An 18,451-nucleotide genomic window follows, 5' to 3' on the forward strand; every position below is an offset into this window, starting at 1 on the left:
ATAAACCCGCTTGTGTGCGCGTTTATGGGGTGTGTGTTTTTACGTGGGTGGTTTGCGGGTCCGCGCCGGGGGCGCCCCAACGACCGACATTTTCATGGTCAACGGGGCGAGTGCCCTTCCGCGGTTGGTATGAGGGGATCGCGGAGGGGCCGCCCCACACGTCAGGAGCAGTACCTATGCCCGATACACCGGTCATCGAATTACGGGGGATCGAAAAGAGTTTCGGCCCCGTCCACGTCTTGCACGATGTCGCTTTCTCCGCGTACTCGGGTGAGGTGACGGCGCTGGTCGGCGATAACGGCGCTGGCAAGTCGACTCTCATCAAATGCATCGGCGGCACCCATCCCATCGATGCGGGGGAGTTCCTGTTCGAGGGCAAGCCGGTGCATGTGCACAGCCCGCGGGACGCGGCCGATCTCGGCATCGAGATCGTCTATCAGGACCTCGCGCTGTGCGACAACCTCGACATCGTGCAGAACATGTTCCTCGGCCGCGAGAAGAAGCACGGCATCGTGCTCGACGAGTACGGCATGGAGGAGTTGGCCGGAAAGACTCTGGCTGGCCTATCTGTTCGCACCGTGAAATCGGTGCGCCAGCAGGTGTCGAGCCTGTCGGGCGGGCAGCGGCAGACGGTTGCGATCGCCAAAGCCGTGCTGTGGAACAGCAAGGTGGTAATCCTCGACGAACCGACCGCCGCGCTCGGCGTCGCACAGACCCAGCAGGTGCTCGAGCTGGTGCGCACACTCGCCGACAAAGGTCTTGCGGTGGTGTTGATCTCGCACAATATGAATGACGTCTTCGCGGTATCCGATCGGGTCGCCGCGCTCTATCTCGGCCGAATGGCGGCCCAGGTGCGAACTTCCGACGTGACGCACGCACAGGTCGTCGAACTGATCACCGCTGGCCGCAGTGGAAGTCTCGGTCTCGGAAATGGAGTAAAGGCATGAGCGAGCGAACAATAGGCCCAGCCGCCGTGGTTACGGATAAGTTCGAGGCCACGTCCTCGCCGGTGACCGAGCTGGTCAACTCCTATGTCGGGCGGGTGCGCAGCGGCAATATGGGTGCGCTGCCCTCGATTATCGCGCTGGCGGTGCTGACGGTGGTCTTCTGGATCGCGCGGCCGGTCTTCATGACGCAGGGCAATTTCGCGAACCTGTTCACCCAGGGCGCGGCCATCGCGGTGATCGCCATGGGGTTGATCTTCGTGCTGCTGCTCGGTGAGATCGATCTGTCGGCCGGATTCACCAGCGGTGTCTGTGCGGCGGTGCTCGCGGTATTGCTCACCGACAAGGGATGGCCCTGGTATGCGGCGGTTCTCGTCTCGCTGGTCACCGGCGTCGTGATCGGGCTGACCATCGGGACGGTCGTGGTGAAGATCGGAATCCCGTCGTTCGTGGTGACCTTGGCGGCGTTCCTGGCATTGCAGGGTGTCGCGCTCAAGATCATGGACAATGGGCGCAATATCTCGATTCGCGATGAGACGATCGTCGCGATCGCGAATAAGAATGTGCCGCCGCTGCTCGGCTGGCTCATGTACGCGGTGCTGCTGGCGGGATTCGCGGCGATCCAATACCGAAAACTGCGGGCGCGCACCAAACTCGGGCTGACCGGCGAGACGGCGCCGGTGATCGCGCTGCGGATCGCGGCGGTCGCCATTGTCGCGGGCGCGGCGGTGCTGGTCCTCAATGACGAGCGCAGCCGCAATCCGGCGATCAGCTCGCTCAAAGGTATGCCGATCGTGGTGCCGTTGATCGTGGCGCTGCTGCTGCTCTGGACGTTCGTGCTCAACCGGACCTCGTTCGGCAGACATATCTACGCCGTCGGCGGCAGTACCGAAGCGGCTCGGCGCGCGGGCATTCCGGTCGATCGGATCAAGATCAGCGCATTCGTGCTGTGTTCGACAATGGCCGCGGTGGGCGGCTTGATCGCGGCCTCGCGCGCCAACTCCGTCGACCCGAATACCGGCGGCAGCGATGTGTTGCTGACCGCTGTCGGAGCCGCGGTGATCGGCGGCACCAGCCTGTTCGGCGGACGCGGCCGGATGCTGGACGCGGTGCTCGGTGCAGCGGTGGTCGCGGTGATCAATAACGGGATGGGCCTGATGGGCTATAGCGCGGGCACCAAATTCGTTGTGACAGGATTCGTGCTGCTGTTGGCAGCGGGAGTGGACGCGCTGTCGCGCAAACGTGCGTTGCCAGGAAGTTGACCGACTGACCATTTCGAGCGACCTGCAAGCAGTCGCTAGCGACCGGGAGGAGGTTCGCCCAAATGAGAGCTGCACCTTCCCCGGACGAGATCCGGCGGCAAAACCTTGCCGTGCTACTGCGCCATGTCCACCTGAGCGGTCCGGTATCGCGGGCGGTGCTCGCAGAACGAATGGGGCTCAATCGCAGCACCATTCTGGCGTTGACGGCCGACCTCGCCGCGGCGGGTCTGGTCAGCGAGGAACTGCCTGGGCAGACGGGCAAGGCGGGGCGGCCATCGTTGGTGGTGCGCCCCGAATCGGAACGGGTCTACGGGTTGGCGCTGGATGTCGGCGCGGACCGGCTCGCGGTCGCGCGGGTCGGGCTGGGCGGGGTGATTCTCGCGCGGCGGGAGACACCGCGTCGCAGTGGCACATTCGATCCGAATGACGTGATCACCGCGCTGGCCACCATCGCGGAGAACATGATCGGCGAGGCCGGACCCGAGACCGTCTGCGTCGGTGTGGGAGTCGCGTTCTGTGGCATGGTGCGCGAGGAGGACGGCGTCGTCCGATACGGGCCGAATATCGGCTGGGTCGATGTGGCGGTCGGCGCGCGGCTGTCCGAGCGACTCGGTCTGCGCGTCGCCGTTGGCAACAATGCCAATCTCGGCGCGCTCGCCGAGCGTGAACGCGGCGTCGGCGTCGGTATCGCGGACATGATCTATCTGCACGGCGAGGTCGGCATCGGCGGCGGAATCATTATGGGCGGCAAGCTGCTCGGTGGTGAAGGCGGCTACGGCGGCGAGGTCGGGCATATGATCGTCAATCCGGGCGGGCGGGCCTGCACCTGTGGGTCGCACGGCTGTCTGGAGGCCGAGGCGGGTGAACTCGCGTTGATCGCGGCCGCCGGACGCACCGATCTCACCGGTCGTGCTGCGATCGAGGCGATCGTGGAGGCCGCCGCCCGCGGGGATGCCACCGCGCGAGATGCGTTGCACCAGATCGGCGATTGGCTCGGCTATGGCGTCGCCAATCTGGTCAATATCTTCAACCCCACCATGGTCGTCTTCGGTGGTGTGCTGCGCGAGATCTACCTCGCCTCCGCGGCCCAGGTTCGCAGCAGGCTGGCGGTGAACGGGCTGCTCGCCGTTCGCGAGCGGGTGCGCCTGCGCACCTCGGCCCTCGCCGATGACGCTCCCCTCGTCGGTGCCGCCGAACTGGCCTTCGCCGATGTCCTGACCGATCCCTTGCAGACCCTGACCCGCATCACCAGCGGTTGACCGATCAACGCGCCGATTCGGCCTCCGTGACAGTGGTATGGGGCACTTGGCAGTATCGGGGGATGACCGACCACATCGCCGCGTTCCGTCGCGAGCGCGACGCCGTTTTGGACTTCTGTTCCCGGCTCACGCCAGCGGAATGGGTGGCGCCGAGCCGCGCCGCGGGCTGGCGGGTGCGCGATGTGATCGCGCATCTCGGGTCGGAGTGCCGCCTGAACTTCGGCCCGGATGTGGTCAAGGTCATGCGCTCGCGAAATATCGAGCGGCTCAACGACGATTTCGTCGCCCGACGCGCCGACTGGGAGATCGATCGGGTGGTCGGGGAATTGGCGACCTGGAGTTCGCGGATCGCCACCGCGGCCCGCGCGACCCAGCCGTGGCCGCTCGGATCGATCCGCCTCCCGATCGGCGAACTCGGTGCACACCCGCTGCGTTTGCTGCCGTCGCTGCTGACCTTCGACTTCCACACGCACCTGCGCCACGACATCGCCCCCGCACTCGACAAAGACATCCCTGCCACCGACCCGGACCGTATGAGTTCGATACTGGAGTGGATGTTGGCTCTATTGGCCAACTTCGGGGCGAATGACCGGATCTGGTTCGACCGCCCGATCGGGTTGACACTGACCGGACCCGGCGGCGGCACCTGGCGACTCGAACCGATCGGGCACGGACGGTTGCGTGCGGTGGTCGGTTCCGATGCCGGGATGGCTGCGCAAATCACCAGTGCAGCAATCGATTTCCCTTCCTGGGGGACAACTCGAACGCCCTGGCGATCCCACGGTGTGGCCGTCACCGGTGACGCGGAACTCGCCGAACGCTTCCTCGACTCGATCGACTTGGTCTGAACTCGCCGCGCGCCGGGGTATCGGGATCCCTTCGCTACCTGATCTTGTTCGAGTGACGCTTGTCGATGCCAGAACGGTCGCTTGGGTGGTTTACCTGCGGGGATATCCGTGGCATGCTGTCGCGGTCCGAGCTCGGGGGTTGTGGTTCGAACTCATTGGGGGTGCTGGGTGGAGAGACATCCGTCGGGGCTTTCGTATGCGCCGAGGACGGAGCCGCCGCTGTTGCCGTACCGGCCGGGTGGGCGTGTGGAACCCGAACATCCGCCGCGCGCGGCACCATGCCGCACGCCGATCCCGCGGCATGATCAGTCCGGCCGGTCCGGCCCGCGGGGGCTGCGGCGCGCGCTCAGCGGCGGGCATTGCGCGCCGCTACCAGCTATCGAAATCGATTCGGCGGCACAGCAATTCGTCGAACGGGCGCTGCGGCTGGCGCTCGAGATCCTGGACCACCGACGGCCGGTCGCCCAGCTCACCAGCATGGCCACACCCGCGGTGGTCGCCGCCGTGCGAACCTTGGTCCGGGCCGACCTGGCACCCGGCCGCACCCTGGGCACCGCGGTGCTGTACCGGGCGAACCTGATGATGGTCGACGACTCGACCGCCGAGGTCTTCGCCGCCTACGACCGCGGCCGCCGACACTTCGCCATTGCCGCCCGCATAGCGCGCACCCGCTCGACCGGCTGGCGACTGACCGTATTCAGGGTGCGGTGAATCCGAGAGCAGACTTCGGGCGTGCCCCCGGGTTTCGCTGGTCGCCGGGGGCAACCTAATCAGTTCTGGGAGTGAGCCCATCCGGCACACTCCTGGTGGTAGCCGACCGGCAGGTGAGCACTCCCGCAACCTGGACTCTCAGGTTGGACGAAGATCTGTGTCGAGGTGTGGTGAGGTGGGCCGTTCAGCCCGCCCTCACTCATGGCGTAGCCATTGGTTGATGGCGACGATGTGGATGGTGGCCAGGTAGCGGACGCCAAGCTTGTCGTATCCGGTGGCGACGGCCCGATGCCGTTTGAGCTGGTTGATGCCCCGGCCACAGGCTACTGGCGGGACATGACCAGGTGGGCAACGCGGCCGTGGCCAAAGCCGCCACGCGTGCGCCTGGGCCCGCGCAGTCGTTGCCGCTGACACCGAATCGGTGATTTCAGAGACGGCCCGAAATCCGGTTCGGGTCGTCGAAAAGGGTGAGTCTCAGGAACGAGCGCTCTTGCGTACCCGCCGGATCCAATCCCCAGGCGCATGCAGGGTTGCGGTCGGCTTACGAATCTGGTTCTCCTCCAACACATCCAACGCAGGACGTGCAATCAACACCTTCGGCAGAACCCACCCCGACAAACCCGAACCAACAAGATACATGATCAGCATTAGGTCATGTCTCATTCGACGCCTTTGCAGGCGATGCGGACGGTGAGGCCGGTGGCGGGCGCGGGGTTCGGCGCCGAACTACGCTGAGTCGATGATCGGTATCCGACACAGCTATGACAAGGTTGCCGACCAGTATGCCGATGAGCTCGTGGACGAGTTGCGGCATAAGCCGTTGGATCGGGGTCTGTTGGCTGTCTTCGCGGAACTCGTGGGCGACGGGGTGGTCGCCGATATCGGTTGCGGTCCTGCACATATAGCCGCGTACCTCGCGACGCAGGGGGTGCGGGCGATCGGGATGGATCTCTCGCCCGCGATGTGCGCGGCCGCGCGGCGAACCACCTCGGTGCCGGTCTGTGCGGCCGATATGACCGCGCTGCCGGTGCGGTCGCAATCGCTGGCGGGATTGGTCTGTCTGTATGCGGTTATCCACCTGGACGAGTACCAGCGCGCCGCGGCCTACGCGGAGTTCGGCCGGGTATTGCGCCCTGGTGGTCACGCGCTCATCGCATTTCACACCAGCGATGCGGATATTCCGGTCGGTGGCGCCAAGATACTCACCGACTGGTGGGGCCATGAGGTCGATCTCACCTTCCGCTACCTCGACCCGTCCGCGGAATCCGAGGCCCTGACCGCGGCCGGTCTGATCCCGGCGGCACGCCTCGACCGTGCCCCGCATCCGGGCACCGAACATTCGAGTCAGCGCAGCTACCTGCTGGTCCAGCGGCATTGACGCTAAGGTCGAATCGCATTCAGGCGGAAAGGTGCGGACGTGCTGCGGGCATTGCTCTTCGATGTACAAGGGACGGCGACGGACTTCCATTCGACAGTCAGTGCGGAAGCGCGCCGCATCGGCGGCGAGCGCTACCGGGATATCGATTGGGCCGGTTTCGTCGACCATTGGCGTGCCGAGTACTTCGCCGCACTGCACAAGGCCGAGCCCGACCGGGACAACTGGGTCACTGTGCATTCGGTCTATGCCACGGCACTGGACGGCCTACTGGGTGATTACGACATCGACCTATCGCCCGAGCAACGCGCTGATCTCACCCTTGCCTGGCAGCGCCTCGAACCGTGGCCCGATGTCAATGCCGGATTGACCAGGCTCGCAAGCAAATTCACGATCGCGACACTGTCGAACGCGGATGTCGCGGCCGTGGTGAACATTTCGAAGCGGGCCGCGCTGCCGTGGGATGCGGTGTTCACCGCGGAGATGGCGGGCGCGTTCAAGCCCGACCCCACGGTATATCGCATGGCCGCACGGTTTCTGGGGCTGGAACCGACCGAGATCATGATGGTCGCCAGTCACAAGTACGACATTCGGGCCGCGGGCGCACTGGGCTTCCGGACGGCCTTCGTCGCCCGACCGCTCGAGTTCGGCGCCGATGGCGATGTGGACGTCTCCTATGACGACGATTTCGACATCAACGCCAGCGACTTCCTCGATCTCGCCGACCAGCTCGGCTGCTGACCCGGCCTACGCGGTTCGAGTGGCACGCAGCATGTGTAACGGAACGGTGGACGACGGTTGCGGGGGAATGCCCAGGTACCCAGCGATAAGTTTCGGCGCGTCGTAGTCGTCGACCTGGTCGAATCCCATCTCCCGCAGCAGATCTTCGATCTCCTCGGCGGTGAAGAAGCTCAGCCACGGCTCACCGACGGCGGCCCACCGCTCGGCCCGCACCGCACGCTGCGCCGCATCCTCGGGCGTGGAAGCCGAAGCGGGATAGAGATAGTCGAATACCAACTGCACCGGCGTTGCCTGGCCCGCGACGAAGCGCAGGGTGTCCAGGATCGCCTCCCGGGTCAGATACACGACGACGCCGAGCCAGATGAATACGGCCGGTCGATCGCGGTCGAAGTTCGCGGCGGCCAATCCCGCTGCGAGCGTTTGGCTTTCGAAGTCGACCGGGGCGAAGGTCAGCGACGCCGGGATCTCGATGCCCGCGGTCTCGAGCCGCTGTCGCTTCCAAGCCTGGGTATCGGGATGGTCGACCTCGAATACCCGCACGTCCGGGTGGGGATTGCGATAGGCGAAGGTATCCAGACCGGCCCCGAGGATCACCACCTGCCGGGTGCCCGCCGCCACGGCGTCGGCAATGGTCTGCTCGGCGAAGCGGGCGCGGGCGGCCAGGAACATGCGGCGTCGGCGGCGCATTTCGCCATCGGTGTCGCCCTCCACCATGCTCGCGGCATCGAGGGCGGACAGTTGGTCGGGGGTGACATCCGCGATGCGGATGGCCAGTGGATCGGTGAAGATTCGCGGCTCGCTTGCGATCTGGTGGTAGGCGCGAGCGTAAGCGGTGGCGAGTGCGGTGCGACTGGGTTGACCGAGCTGCATAGGCAGAACCTACGTCTGTTCGGGGTGTCGCGCTATGAGCTATGTCTCGCTGATGGCGCGCTATGAGCTAGGTCTCAGTGATGATCAGCGAGGTGGCGATGGGGGCCAGCACCTCGACCAGCTGGGTGATCGGCGGGCGCGGATCCGCGAGAATCCATTCGTGCGCGACACCGTTGATCGCGCCGATGAGTGCGCTTGCCGCCCAGGTGATTCCGCCGCGGACGCGGATATCCGGACCCGCGATCGTGATGAGCAGGGCCTCGATGGCCGCCGCCCAGGCATGGCGGCGCTCGCGACGATGGTGTTCCATGCGTTCGCTGACACCGACCACCTCGACGAAGGCGACCTTGGCCCGGTACGGGTCGGAGCTGATGGAACCGATGAACGCGGTCAACACCGCGGTCAGCCCATCCGCGATATCCGTGCCCGGCCCCAGTGCCGCGACGGCTTGTCCGACGACGGCCGCGGACTGGTCCTGGATGTAGTCGTAGGACGCGATGAGCACGTCCTCCCTGGTCTGGAACTCCTCGTAGAACTGTCGCTTGGACAGTCCGGCCGCGGTGCACACATCGGCCAGCGAGCAGTTCGCATAGCCGCGCTCGGCGAAGGTCCGGATGGCGGCGTCCAGGAACCGCTGCCGTCGCTCGGCCTTCCGCTCACTCACTGCGCGGCCGCCGTACTGCCTGTCCACGATGGTCACCGCACCACGGTAGCCGAGCGGGTATTCGGCCTGCCCGGCCCGATGTGCCGACGCTACGGCGGATTCGACGGGTGTGCGGTCAGCCCATAGTGACGGCTCCGCCCAGCGCATCCTGCGCGCTGTAGAAGAGCATGAAGATGTAGTACAGAACCGTCGAGACCGGTTCATTCCGACCTTGCATATTCCTCGGTGCTTCCCTGCAAGCTGTCCGGCACCAACTGTCCGGTTCGGCATTGATCGAAAAAGCTACGGCATATGACGCCGCTCGGCACGGCGAGTCGTGAAATCGCCGGACTTTTCGGCACGTGATCGGGGCCGCATCAGACAGCTTGTTGCGACCTACATCACGTCTGTGCGATAGTCCCGCCTATGTGAGACGGGGTGGTCTCACAGTAGCGAAGGGGCTGAAAGTTGATCAATCCGCTGGCGGGTCGTGCCCGCCGAATCATGTTCTCGGCCGGGATCACGGCCATCGCACTGTTCGCGACGACCGCGGTGACGGTTGCCGAACCATCGGAAGATCCGGTCGCGGTGCAACCCGCGGCACCGGTTCCACTGCCGCCCGAATTCGATCCAGGCTTCTATCAGCCGCCCGCGGAGCTGGTGGCGAGCAAGGCGCCGGGCGAGATCATCGCGGCGCGGCAGGTGAATCTCGCCAATTTCGGGCTGATTCCGGTGAATGTCGATGCCTGGCAGGTCTCCTACCGCTCGAACAACAGTCGGGACGAGCCGATCGCGGCCGTCGCGACGGTGGCGAAGCCGCGCGGCTCGGCCCCGGACAAGCTCGTCTCGATGCAGATCGCCGAGGACTCGCTGGCCGGGTACTGTGCGCCTTCCTATGCGCTGCAACAGTTTTCGGTCAGTCCGTTCGTCGGGCAGATTGTCGCGCCCGCGGAGTGGGTTATTGCCCAGGGTGCGGTGCAACAGGGCTGGGCGGTCGTCATACCCGATCATGAGGGGCCGAATAACGCCTATGCGGCCGGACCGCTGGCCGGGCGGATCACCCTCGACGGCATCCGCGCCGCGCGCAACCTCGAGCAGATGCGCCTCGCGCCGGATACCCGGATCGGTATCTACGGATACTCCGGAGGTGCCATTGCCACCGGTCATGCGGCCGAGCTGAAGCAGAGCTACGCACCCGAACTCAATATCGTCGGCGCGGCCGAGGGCGGTGTGCCCGCGGATCTGGGCGTGACGCTGAATGCCGCCAACAATCAGCTCACCTCCGGGCTGATCCTGGCCGCCGTCAACGGACTCACCCGCGAGTATCCGGACTTCGCCCGATTCATCGACGCCAATATTGATCTGCTCGGCCGGGCGCTGTCGACCGTCCAGGGCGGGCTGTGCGTGCAGTATGTGACTCCGCTACTGCCATTCCTGAACCTTAAGGGCATGATTCGGGTACCGGGGGATCCGATTCAGCACCCGGCGGTCGTCGATGTGCTCGACAAGACCCGAATGGGTAAATCGGTGCCCGATATGCCGATGTACATATGGCAGGGCAATCCGGATGAGATCATTCCGGTCGGCCAGGTCAATGCCCTGGTCAACACCTACTGTCAAAACCCTTCTGCGAGTGTGCAATACATCCGGGAACACTTCGCCGAGCATGCGGTCACCGAGGTGTCGGGCACCGCACCCGCCATGCTCTGGCTGCGCGATCGGCTCAATGGTGTTCCGGCGCAACAGGGTTGCAGCACCACCGAGGTCGGCTGGCTGGCCTTGGACCCCAATGGCCTGGAGTTGTTGAAGTCGACCTTCGGCGAGACGTTCGCCTCGTTCTTCGGTAAGCCGATCGGCGTCAAGTGAGCTGCCTCCGGTCCGGATCGGGCGATCCGGACCGGAGGTGAACTAGATCTGGCCGGTGGTGTCGAGGGTGGCCGCGGTGAACATTTCTTCGGCGCGACGGGTGTCCATGTACTCGCGCACGCGGTGGATCAGGCCATCGCGCAGTTCGAAGATGAAGCAGTAGTCGTTGTCGTAGTGATTGCCGTTCATCAGCGTCGCCCGCATCCGCTCTTCGACGACGACTGTCGTGCCCTCGGCGGTGATGGCGGTGAATTCGACGCTTCGGTCGGCCACGAATACGGTCGGAAACTCGGTGGCGAGGAAGCGCACGATGCGATCCCTGCCGACGAGGTGGTGGGTGCCGTCGAGGGTACGGGCGGTGGCGTTGTGCGGTGGTGCGAGCCATTCGGCGTCCGGGGTGAAAACCTCGGCAATGCGGGCCGGATCCTGCGTCGCGAATGCGCGCCAGGCTCGGATGACCAGATCTTTGCTCGTCGGTGCGTCCATGCGGCCAATCCTGGGTGGGCCGCGGTTGCCGATCGCGCCATATCCGGACGGATCTGTGTCCGGATATGGCTGGTCGCTGTCGGTGGCGGCGCGCAGACTCAGGTAATGGGATCGTTCCAGGGCGTCATCACGACCGGCATCTATTGTCTGCCGCCCTGCCCTGGACGTCCGCGATCGGAGAATGTTGTCACGTTCACCTCCGCGGCGGGGGCCGAGGCGGCGGGCTTTCGAGCCTGCCATCGCTGCCGCCCGTATCGGAGTGATCGACGGATTGCGCACGGATCCGAATTGGTCTGCCGCGCTGTTGATCTCATCGCCGACGGAGCGCTGGACGATGGCAATGAGGCCGAACTCGCCGCGCGGCTGGCGGTTTCGGAACGTCAGCTGCGCCGAATGTTCCATGAGCAGGTCGGTGCGACACCGGATCAGCTGGCCCGTTCGCGGCGTGCGCATTTCGCCCGGCGGCTATTGGACGATACCGATCTGTCGGTCACCGATATCGCCTTCGCCGCCGGATTCGGAAGTCTGCGCCAGTTCAACCGCGTGATGGTCACGACCTTTCGGACAACCCCGGTCGAGTTGCGCAAGCGGCGGCGACGCGCGGATCGTCTTATCGCGGACGGCGGACTCGCGCTTCGAGTCCCGTTGATCGAGGGCACGGATATCGGTCAGCGGTTGGCGCAGCTGGCCCGCGGCGCGATCGGTGGCATCGAGAGCGCCACGGCCACCCACTATCGGCGAACGGTCACGCTGGACGGTGATCCGGGCGTGATCGAAATCAGCACGGCCACAACGGATGCCGCCCGGCTCGTCGTGCATCTACCGCGTATCGAAGGGCTGATACACCTGGTGGGCCAGGTGCAGCGGCTGCTCGCGGGCGATCCGTGGGATCCGTTCGAGGCCGCTGTGCGCGGCCTCATGGCGGACCGACCCGATGTCCTGCACGATCTCGTCACCACCTACGGCACGCCGGTCGCCGGGCTCGGGCAGTTCGGCCTGGCCCATCTGTTCCCGACGCAGACTGCCTCGGCCGCTGCCGATCTGAGTGACATCGGTTTCGATGCTGTTGGCGCACAGGCGATCCGGTGAACGTCCAGCGCTTGCGCAGCCCGGTCTCGTGTCACCAGGCGGCCACATCGCCGACCGCCAACACCCCATCGACCGAGGTGCGGCCCACCTCGTCGGCGAGCACGCCGCCACCGGCCGCGCGCTCGGCGAGCTCGATACCGGAATCGGCGAGCCATTCGACCGCACGGCCGGCTCCCGACGCAGTCCCTCGCCGACATGCCGCTCAGCATCGCATCGAGGCACAAATGCCACCGCCGCGTCCAGCGGGCGGTCGAAGGTAGTCGAATGGCGGTCGCCCAGGCCGTATCGACCGCCCTATGACTACGCTCGGCGAGGAGTCGGAGGGGGTGGTGCGGGGATGGGGGCTAGCTGGTTGAGTCGTCCTGGCATGGGATCGGTCGCACTGTGGTGGGATCGAGTGCATTTAGGATGAGTGTGGCGGTGGTGGGGGAGAAGACTGTGCCGTTGTGTCCGGCTTTACTGCTGGGACAGACGTTTTGGAGGACGTAGTTGTCGACGCTGGGTTCTGGAATCGGGGCCAGGTTCTGGGCGAAGGCTGCGATCGGATCGAACCGGCTGCTGATCGTCGTGTAGGCGATACCGGGCACGGTGATCGGTCCGGAGTTCAGCTCGTTCAGGAAGGCAGACCCGGCGAGTAGGTCCTTCACGGCGGGCGGTACCGGGAGTTCGTCGCGCACGCCTGCGGCATTCAGCAGGGTTGCGCCGAGGTCGCCGAGCGCACCGCGCGTGGGCGAGGAGATTGTGGTCACCGAGCGGACGCCGCGGGCCAGCTCCGGATGGGTCTTCACCAGGTACTGCGCCATGATGCCGCCCTCGGAGTGACCGATCAGGTCGACCTTCGCGACGCCGAGCCGGGTGGTCAGTGCGGTGAGCTTTTGCTCGATCTCGACCGCCGAATCGGCGAGTGGACCATTGCCACCGCCCTGCATGGCATTGCTGCCGCCGTAGGAGAACGAGTAGACACACAGCCCCGCATTGGCCAAGGCCGGTCCGAGATAGCCCCAGGCCCGGTACTCGTCGCCCGCGAAACCATGGAGCAGGACAACGGGAACCGCGCCGGGCACGGTGGAGGTGCAGTCGTATCGATTGACTCCCGGCGGTGTCGGCGCTTCGACCTTGCCCTCCTGGGCCCATCGGGCCTCCGCATCCTGCACCTGCTGCCAGGTGGCCGTCGGATATGGCCCCGGCTCGGCGGCGGCCACCGATGTCCCCGCAGTGCATAGGGCGAAAGCAGTGAGGCCGAGAGCGATTCGGCGCAGTCTCATGCGTGTGGTCCTTCGAGCTGAATGGCGGTGGTCAGGCGAATATCAGCGACCGATCGACCGGTCAGCAGGTGGTAGGCGGTGGTGGGTAGCACCCAGTCTTCCGCTGTCTCGTCCCAGAATTCGGCGGCGCGGCGGGGGATGGGGATCGACGCCTCGGCCGTCTCGCCGGGCTCGGCTTCGACGACCGCAAAGGCGGCCAATCGCCGGTCCGGCTGGGAGGCATGGGCGATATAGGTCTGGATCGTCTCGCGGCCGGGGCGATCACCGGTATTGCGAACCCGAACGGCCAGCGTGCCGATAATATCGCCGGTCGCGGGGGTGAAGGCGGCTGCCTCGTATTCCCAGGTGGTGTAGCCGAGCCCGTGTCCGAACCAGAACCGTGGTGCGATCGACAGTCGTTGCCAGGCACGGTATCCGATGTAGATGTCCTCCTCGTAGGCGAGGACACCGTCGGTGGGCGTGACATTCAGAACCGGCGAATCATCCTGGTAGGCGGGCCAAGTGGTGGGCAGTCGCCCGCTGGGTTCGGCCCGGCCCATCAGTACGTCGGCGAGTGCGGCACCGCCCTCCTGTCCCGGAAACCAGGTGAGCAGAATCGCCGCGGCATCCTGGGCCCACGGCATCTGCACGGGGGAGCCGGTATTGACCACCACCACGGTGCGCGGGTTGGCCGCGATGACGCGTGTGACGAGGTCATCCTGTCGGCCGGGCAGCGAAAGCGATGTGCGGTCGAAGCTTTCGCTCTCGACCTCCGGGGTGGTCGCGACGACCACCACGGCAATATCGGCCGACGCCGCCGCGGCGACCGCCTCCTCGATGAGCGCATCCGGATCGATATTCGGTTCCTGATGGCCCAGCGCGAACTTCTCGAAGGCAATGGGCAACTCGGCCAGTGTCGTCACCGTATGTCGCAGACTCACCGAAACTGGCTGTGCCGCAGCGAGTTCGACCTCGATGAGCACTTCGGGCGGGGCGAGAAATGCGGCCACCGGATCACCGTTGGGGACGATGGCCTCATCGAAATAGGTCTTATCGCCGACCGTGAGCCGGAACGGTCCGATGCCAGCAATTGCCAAAGTATGGGTTCCGCCAACCCGCGGTGTGAAGGTGCCGGTGACAACGACACTGTGGAGTTCACCGACCGCGATCCCGTCCGGGAATTCGCCGATCCATTCGACGTTGCCCTCCGGCAGCGGATGCTCGCCGAGCGGGTTTCCATCGGCGCCGAACAGCCGGACTCGCAGGTCGAAACCCGCCTTGGCGGGCGGAATCTTGACCCGGGGATCCGCACCGACGACATAGCTCACTTCGGTCTGCTCATCGAGCAATGCCCGCAATCCCGCGAGCGGGGATACCGTGTGCGGCGGGAAAACCTGGGCGCTGCCTCCGCCGAGCGCCCTGGCCTGGTCGGCTGCCTGGCCGATCACCGCGATGCGCCGGACCTGCCCGAGCGGCAGTGCATCGTTCTCGTTGCGCAGCAGCACGATCGAGCGTTGGGCGATCTCGTGCGCGAGCGCTTCGCCATTGACCGGAGCGGGAAGTGCGTCTTCAGCTACCGCTGGCGGCGCGTCGGCCAACACCCCGACCCGGGCGGCGAGTCGAAGCATATGCCGCGCCATCTGCTCGACCGTCACCTCCGGAACCCGCCCTGCGCGCACAGCTTCGGCCAGTGCCGAGCCGAAGACGCTCCGCGGCCCGGGCATCGCGATATCGAGCCCACCGCTGGCCGCGCCGACGGTATCGCGCGCCGCCGTCCAATCCGAGACGATGGCCCCGTCGAATCCCCAACGCGCACGCAGGATGTCGTTCTGCAGCGCGCTGTGCTCGGTCATCGTGGTGCCATTGACGCTGTTGTACGCCGCCATCAACGCCCACGGCCCGGCCTGTTCGACCACGGCCGCGAACGGTGCGAGATACAGCTCGTGCAATGCGCGCTGCGATACCCGCACGTCGACGGTGAATCGGTCGGTCTCGGAGTCATTGGCCACGAAATGCTTCGGCGTCGCCGCGACGCCGCCGTCCTGCACTCCGCCGACATAGGCCGCGCCGATCGCCCCGGTCAGTAGCGGATCCTCCGAATAGCACTCGAAGTGCCTGCCGCCCAGCGGGCTTCGGTGCAGGTTGAGCGTCGGTGCGAGCAGCATGTGCACGCCCTTGCGCCGCGCCTCCTGGGCGAGCAACTGCCCGGCCCGTCGCGCCAGGGCGGGATCCCAGGTGGCGGCGAGCGCCGTCGGGCTCGGCAGGGCGATCGAGGTATCCTCTGGACTCCAGTGCACGCCGCGCACGCCGATCGGACCGTCGGACATCACCAGCGAGCCGAGTCCGATTTCGGGAATCGCGGGCAGGGTCCACATGTCCTGTCCGGCGAGCAGACGGCAACGGGCATCGAGATCCAGTGCGGCCAACGCCTTTTCGACCGCTGCCTCGCGGTCGGCCTGATGATTCGCCATGGATGCGACTCCCTTGTCGGTCGGACGCGCGGGCCTCCACCTCGAAGTATGGTCGAAACACCTAATAGTTGGTAGGTAATGTTATCGATACGTTATCAATCGGTCGTATCGGTGATCGGCCGGATCAGTCGCAGAAATTTGCGCAGCAGGGCGGGCATATCGACCTCATCCGGAGACAGCAGCCACTGCTGCTGCAATCCGTCGAGGACCGCTATCAGCAGCGTCGCGGCGTCCCGATGGGAGACGCCGCGCGGTGGCTCGCCGCCGAGGTCGCGCTCCAGCATGGCGGTCAGCATCGTCCGGGCCTGTGCGTATCGATCGACGAAGTACTCGCGTGCCGGATGGTCCTGGGTGACGCTCTCGGCCGCGAGCACGGTGAACGACTGCACGATGCCCGGGCGCTCGGCATTGCGTTCCACCAGCTCGGCAAGGAAGTCGAGGGTTGTGGCACTGCCCTGGGCGGTGGCCAGCAAGACGTCGAGGTCGTTCTGATCGCGCAGTGCGAGCACATTCGCCAGCAGGGTCTGCTTATTGGGGAAGTAGTGCAGCACGCCCTGCTGGCTGAGTCCGACCCGTTCCGCGACGATTGCGATGGTCGCGCCCTGGTAGCCGCGTTCGGCGAAGACCTCGAGGGCCGCCTCGAGGATGGCCCGGCGCCGATCCTCGTGCCCGGCCCGGCTCGGCGGGCGTCCCTCGGCCCGGTTCATGCGGCGTGCTCTGCTGCTGCGTTCATTGTTCGGAGCGTAACGAACCGCTATTGACGGAGGCGGATTCGGCGAGGCTGTATGGCTATCAACGCTCTAGCATCGATAGATATTGGAGCAGTGATAGAAGTGAGTGTGACATGTTCTTGGTGGTAGGCGGAACCGGCGTTGTCGGGCGGCAAGTGGTCGAGCCGGCGGTAGCGCCCGCTGTGCATAAATTCCTGCACTATCTGACGGGTTGACACGATCGTCAATTCGGAATGCGCCGGGCGATCACCGGATCGGCCGGAGCGCCGCGCGCGGCGCGATCGACGGTCTCGCGGTCGCTCGTCCGGGTAGACCAGCCGCATCCAAGCCCCGTCGGTGGGGTGTTGTCGTCCAACCAGGTCACGACCTCCCGGTAGGCGTCCAACAGGTACGCCAGATCGTGCCGCAGAACCAGTTGGGATCGGCCGAACCGCTGGCAATCCCGCTGTTGCCGATCGCCTGGGGCTCGACCGGGGCCTGTGCCGGCTCGAGCTCGAGCGGGGCCTGAGCCTGCGTGAGCTCGAGCGGGGCCTGAGCCTGCGCGGGAGCGACGGACATCAGCACCGCACCGGCCAGCAGGGCACCCGCGACGATGTGGCGATTGACTCGAATCATCTCAAACCTGTTCTTGTTGAATAAAGATTTGGTCACGGATATGACCTCGGTGACTGAATCGAGCACCGGGCTCCGCCCGTTACAAGCTCCAAAAGCCCTGCATCGCAATAGAAGTGGATAGTCCGGACCGGCACACCGGTCCGTCTGGATCGCCTCGTGCGCCGCGGTGAACTGCGGGCAGTCAGCACGACGGGGCGCATTCGAGCTGCTATGCCCCGGGCAACAGGAAGCCCCTCGGTCGACTGAAGCTGAGGGGCACGGTAAACCTGCCCGGCTCCGTTACGTCACCGCAGCGCGGCGACCACCTGTCGTGCGATGTTCTGCTCACCGAAGGTGTTGGGGTGCAGGGGGACAAAGGAGGGGGTCGACAGCGAGGGGATCAGCCCGTTGATCCACTGCTGGTCGGGTGCGGCGCACATATCGTGTCCGATGCTGGAGGTGGCGGTATCGACGAAGATCGCGCCGTGCGCGGCGGAGACATCGCGCAGCAGTGCGTTGAGGTTGACCAGCACGCCCTGCAGGTAATCGGCATCGCGCGGCCAGGCGGGCTGTTGCTCCGGGCAGGCGCCAGCGCGCGAGGCGCTCGGGTATCCGACGATCACGATGGTGGCTTTCGGTGCGCGCGAGTGGATTTCGTCGATCGCGGCGCCGTACACCGACGCCAGGGCTGCGGTACGTTCTGCGAAGATGTCGACGCCGTCCGCGGTAAAGGCGTCCGCACATGAGGTGCCATTGGGCTCCGGCAGTAGATTGCCGCACCGCAGCGCCTGGCTGGCCAAGCCGATGTCATTGCCGCCCATGGTCATGGTGACCAATGTGGTGTCGGGGGTGAGCGCATCGAACTGCGGCGCCGCGGTGCCGGAGACCACGCCGCGTTGTGCACTCGTGAGGTCGTCCAAGGTGGCCCCGCCGCAGGTGACGTCCTTGAAGGTCTCGACACCGAGCTGCTTCGCGACCAGTGCCGGATAGTTGACCGCGGAACGCGAACACGTGGTGAGTTCGGCCTGCGGAAACACCCCGGCGCCCGCGGCGAAGGAATCTCCCAACGCGACATAGTGGCTGCCCGCCGTCGGTTCGGCAATGGCTTGCCCGGTGATTGCGGCGCTCGCCGAGAGCGCCACCGCCGATGCGATGACCGCTGGTCTCGCCTTTCCCGTCAGGTGCTTCCAGCTGCCGAAAACTTGCATTGTGTCTCCTTGTGAACCCATGACCGGACGAATTCAGGCGCATAACTCGCTATGGTGCTCGAACCTGTCGATACATCCGACCTATGCGGGCAGAGTCTAGCCGCCATCC

17 protein-coding genes and 1 pseudogene are annotated in these 18,451 nt (G+C 65.7%); 9 read left to right on the forward strand and 9 right to left on the reverse strand.

The genetic code is table 11. From position 1 onward, the window contains the following. Positions 1-176 precede the first annotated feature (176 nt). From ABZW16_RS26430 to ABZW16_RS26460, 7 genes are all read left to right on the forward strand, one after another. Complete coding sequence (locus tag ABZW16_RS26430) at positions 177-947, forward strand: ATP-binding cassette domain-containing protein (RefSeq protein WP_354958740.1); 771 nt, start codon at positions 177-179, stop codon at positions 945-947. Further along, positions 944-2,206, forward strand: a complete 1,263-nt coding sequence (locus ABZW16_RS26435; protein WP_354958741.1) for an ABC transporter permease — start codon at positions 944-946, stop codon at positions 2,204-2,206. Before ABZW16_RS26430 ends, ABZW16_RS26435 begins: the two co-directional genes overlap by 4 nt. Before the next feature lie 62 nt (positions 2,207-2,268). Next, entirely contained in the window at positions 2,269-3,465 is a 1,197-nt protein-coding gene (locus tag ABZW16_RS26440) for an ROK family protein (RefSeq protein WP_354958742.1), read from the forward strand. Between the two features lie 62 nt (positions 3,466-3,527). Next, a complete protein-coding gene (locus tag ABZW16_RS26445) occupies positions 3,528-4,313 on the forward strand; it encodes a maleylpyruvate isomerase N-terminal domain-containing protein (protein ID WP_354958743.1) in 786 nt (261 codons plus the stop codon). Positions 4,314-4,559: 246 nt separating this feature from the next. Then, positions 4,560-5,024, forward strand: a complete 465-nt coding sequence (locus tag ABZW16_RS26450; protein WP_354958744.1) for an Rv3235 family protein — start codon at positions 4,560-4,562, stop codon at positions 5,022-5,024. 739 nt (positions 5,025-5,763) lie between these two features. Continuing rightward, positions 5,764-6,402, forward strand: coding sequence for a class I SAM-dependent methyltransferase (locus ABZW16_RS26455; protein ID WP_354958745.1), 639 nt, complete (start codon positions 5,764-5,766; stop codon positions 6,400-6,402). Positions 6,403-6,444: 42 nt separating this feature from the next. After that, positions 6,445-7,140, forward strand: a complete 696-nt coding sequence (locus ABZW16_RS26460; protein WP_354958776.1) for a haloacid dehalogenase type II — start codon at positions 6,445-6,447, stop codon at positions 7,138-7,140. Between the two features lie 6 nt (positions 7,141-7,146). Here the strand turns inward: ABZW16_RS26460 and ABZW16_RS26465 are convergent, their stop codons facing one another. Both ABZW16_RS26465 and ABZW16_RS26470 read right to left on the reverse strand, forming a co-directional pair. Then, entirely contained in the window at positions 7,147-8,010 is an 864-nt protein-coding gene (locus ABZW16_RS26465) for an SAM-dependent methyltransferase (RefSeq protein WP_354958746.1), read from the reverse strand. A gap of 67 nt (positions 8,011-8,077) precedes the next feature. After that, the gene (locus ABZW16_RS26470; protein WP_354958747.1) at positions 8,078-8,821 is read right to left on the reverse strand and encodes a TetR/AcrR family transcriptional regulator; all 744 of its coding nucleotides are present in this window, start codon (positions 8,819-8,821) and stop codon (positions 8,078-8,080) included. Positions 8,822-9,121: 300 nt separating this feature from the next. Between ABZW16_RS26470 and ABZW16_RS26475 the strand changes: the two genes are divergently transcribed. After that, a complete protein-coding gene (locus tag ABZW16_RS26475) occupies positions 9,122-10,519 on the forward strand; it encodes a lipase family protein (protein ID WP_354958748.1) in 1,398 nt (465 codons plus the stop codon). 42 nt (positions 10,520-10,561) lie between these two features. Here the strand turns inward: ABZW16_RS26475 and ABZW16_RS26480 are convergent, their stop codons facing one another. Continuing rightward, a complete protein-coding gene (locus tag ABZW16_RS26480) occupies positions 10,562-11,005 on the reverse strand; it encodes a nuclear transport factor 2 family protein (RefSeq protein WP_354958749.1) in 444 nt (147 codons plus the stop codon). 105 nt (positions 11,006-11,110) lie between these two features. Here ABZW16_RS26480 and ABZW16_RS26485 point away from each other — a divergent pair, with 105 nt between their 5' ends. After that, positions 11,111-12,094 carry a helix-turn-helix domain-containing protein gene (locus ABZW16_RS26485; RefSeq protein ID WP_354958750.1) on the forward strand — a complete coding sequence of 328 codons (984 nt, stop codon included), beginning with the start codon at positions 11,111-11,113 and terminating at the stop codon, positions 12,092-12,094. Positions 12,095-12,128: 34 nt separating this feature from the next. Here ABZW16_RS26485 and ABZW16_RS26490 read toward each other — a convergent pair. The 6 genes and pseudogenes from ABZW16_RS26490 to ABZW16_RS26515 form a co-directional block, all read right to left on the reverse strand. Continuing rightward, positions 12,129-12,251, reverse strand: a pseudogene (locus tag ABZW16_RS26490) (FAD-dependent oxidoreductase); the annotation flags it as partial. 187 nt (positions 12,252-12,438) lie between these two features. Then, positions 12,439-13,359, reverse strand: a complete 921-nt coding sequence (locus ABZW16_RS26495) for an alpha/beta fold hydrolase (protein ID WP_354958751.1) — start codon at positions 13,357-13,359, stop codon at positions 12,439-12,441. Further along, the gene (locus tag ABZW16_RS26500) at positions 13,356-15,809 is read right to left on the reverse strand and encodes a glycoside hydrolase family 3 C-terminal domain-containing protein (protein ID WP_354958752.1); all 2,454 of its coding nucleotides are present in this window, start codon (positions 15,807-15,809) and stop codon (positions 13,356-13,358) included. The genes ABZW16_RS26495 and ABZW16_RS26500 overlap by 4 nt, the downstream gene beginning before the upstream one ends. A gap of 95 nt (positions 15,810-15,904) precedes the next feature. After that, positions 15,905-16,516, reverse strand: a complete 612-nt coding sequence (locus tag ABZW16_RS26505) for a TetR/AcrR family transcriptional regulator (protein ID WP_354958753.1) — start codon at positions 16,514-16,516, stop codon at positions 15,905-15,907. Positions 16,517-16,900: 384 nt separating this feature from the next. Next, entirely contained in the window at positions 16,901-17,221 is a 321-nt protein-coding gene (locus ABZW16_RS26510; protein ID WP_354958754.1) for a hypothetical protein, read from the reverse strand. Positions 17,222-17,439: 218 nt separating this feature from the next. Further along, positions 17,440-18,342: an SGNH/GDSL hydrolase family protein gene (locus tag ABZW16_RS26515; protein ID WP_354958755.1), complete on the reverse strand. Its 903-nt coding sequence runs from the start codon at positions 18,340-18,342 to the stop codon at positions 17,440-17,442. Between the last annotated feature and the right edge of the window lie 109 nt (positions 18,343-18,451).

Origin of the sequence: Nocardia sp. NPDC004604 (genome assembly GCF_040609795.1) — a bacterium.
GTDB lineage: Bacteria > Actinomycetota > Actinomycetes > Mycobacteriales > Mycobacteriaceae > Nocardia.

What these genes read in the sequence shown, in the direction of transcription:
- ABZW16_RS26430 (WP_354958740.1), top strand. Translation starts at nt 177, where the DNA reads ATGCCCGATACACCGGTCATCGAATTACGGGGGATCGAAAAGAGTTTC.
- ABZW16_RS26435 (WP_354958741.1), top strand. Translation starts at nt 944, where the DNA reads ATGAGCGAGCGAACAATAGGCCCAGCCGCCGTGGTTACGGATAAGTTC.
- ABZW16_RS26440 (WP_354958742.1), top strand. Translation starts at nt 2,269, where the DNA reads ATGAGAGCTGCACCTTCCCCGGACGAGATCCGGCGGCAAAACCTTGCC.
- ABZW16_RS26445 (WP_354958743.1), top strand. Translation starts at nt 3,528, where the DNA reads ATGACCGACCACATCGCCGCGTTCCGTCGCGAGCGCGACGCCGTTTTG.
- ABZW16_RS26455 (WP_354958745.1), top strand. Translation starts at nt 5,764, where the DNA reads ATGATCGGTATCCGACACAGCTATGACAAGGTTGCCGACCAGTATGCC.
- ABZW16_RS26465 (WP_354958746.1), bottom strand. Translation starts at nt 8,010, where the DNA reads ATGCAGCTCGGTCAACCCAGTCGCACCGCACTCGCCACCGCTTACGCT.
- ABZW16_RS26470 (WP_354958747.1), bottom strand. Translation starts at nt 8,821, where the DNA reads ATGCGCTGGGCGGAGCCGTCACTATGGGCTGACCGCACACCCGTCGAA.
- ABZW16_RS26480 (WP_354958749.1), bottom strand. Translation starts at nt 11,005, where the DNA reads ATGGACGCACCGACGAGCAAAGATCTGGTCATCCGAGCCTGGCGCGCA.
- ABZW16_RS26485 (WP_354958750.1), top strand. Translation starts at nt 11,111, where the DNA reads ATGGGATCGTTCCAGGGCGTCATCACGACCGGCATCTATTGTCTGCCG.
- ABZW16_RS26495 (WP_354958751.1), bottom strand. Translation starts at nt 13,359, where the DNA reads ATGAGACTGCGCCGAATCGCTCTCGGCCTCACTGCTTTCGCCCTATGC.
- ABZW16_RS26500 (WP_354958752.1), bottom strand. Translation starts at nt 15,809, where the DNA reads ATGGCGAATCATCAGGCCGACCGCGAGGCAGCGGTCGAAAAGGCGTTG.
- ABZW16_RS26505 (WP_354958753.1), bottom strand. Translation starts at nt 16,516, where the DNA reads ATGAACCGGGCCGAGGGACGCCCGCCGAGCCGGGCCGGGCACGAGGAT.
- ABZW16_RS26515 (WP_354958755.1), bottom strand. Translation starts at nt 18,342, where the DNA reads ATGCAAGTTTTCGGCAGCTGGAAGCACCTGACGGGAAAGGCGAGACCA.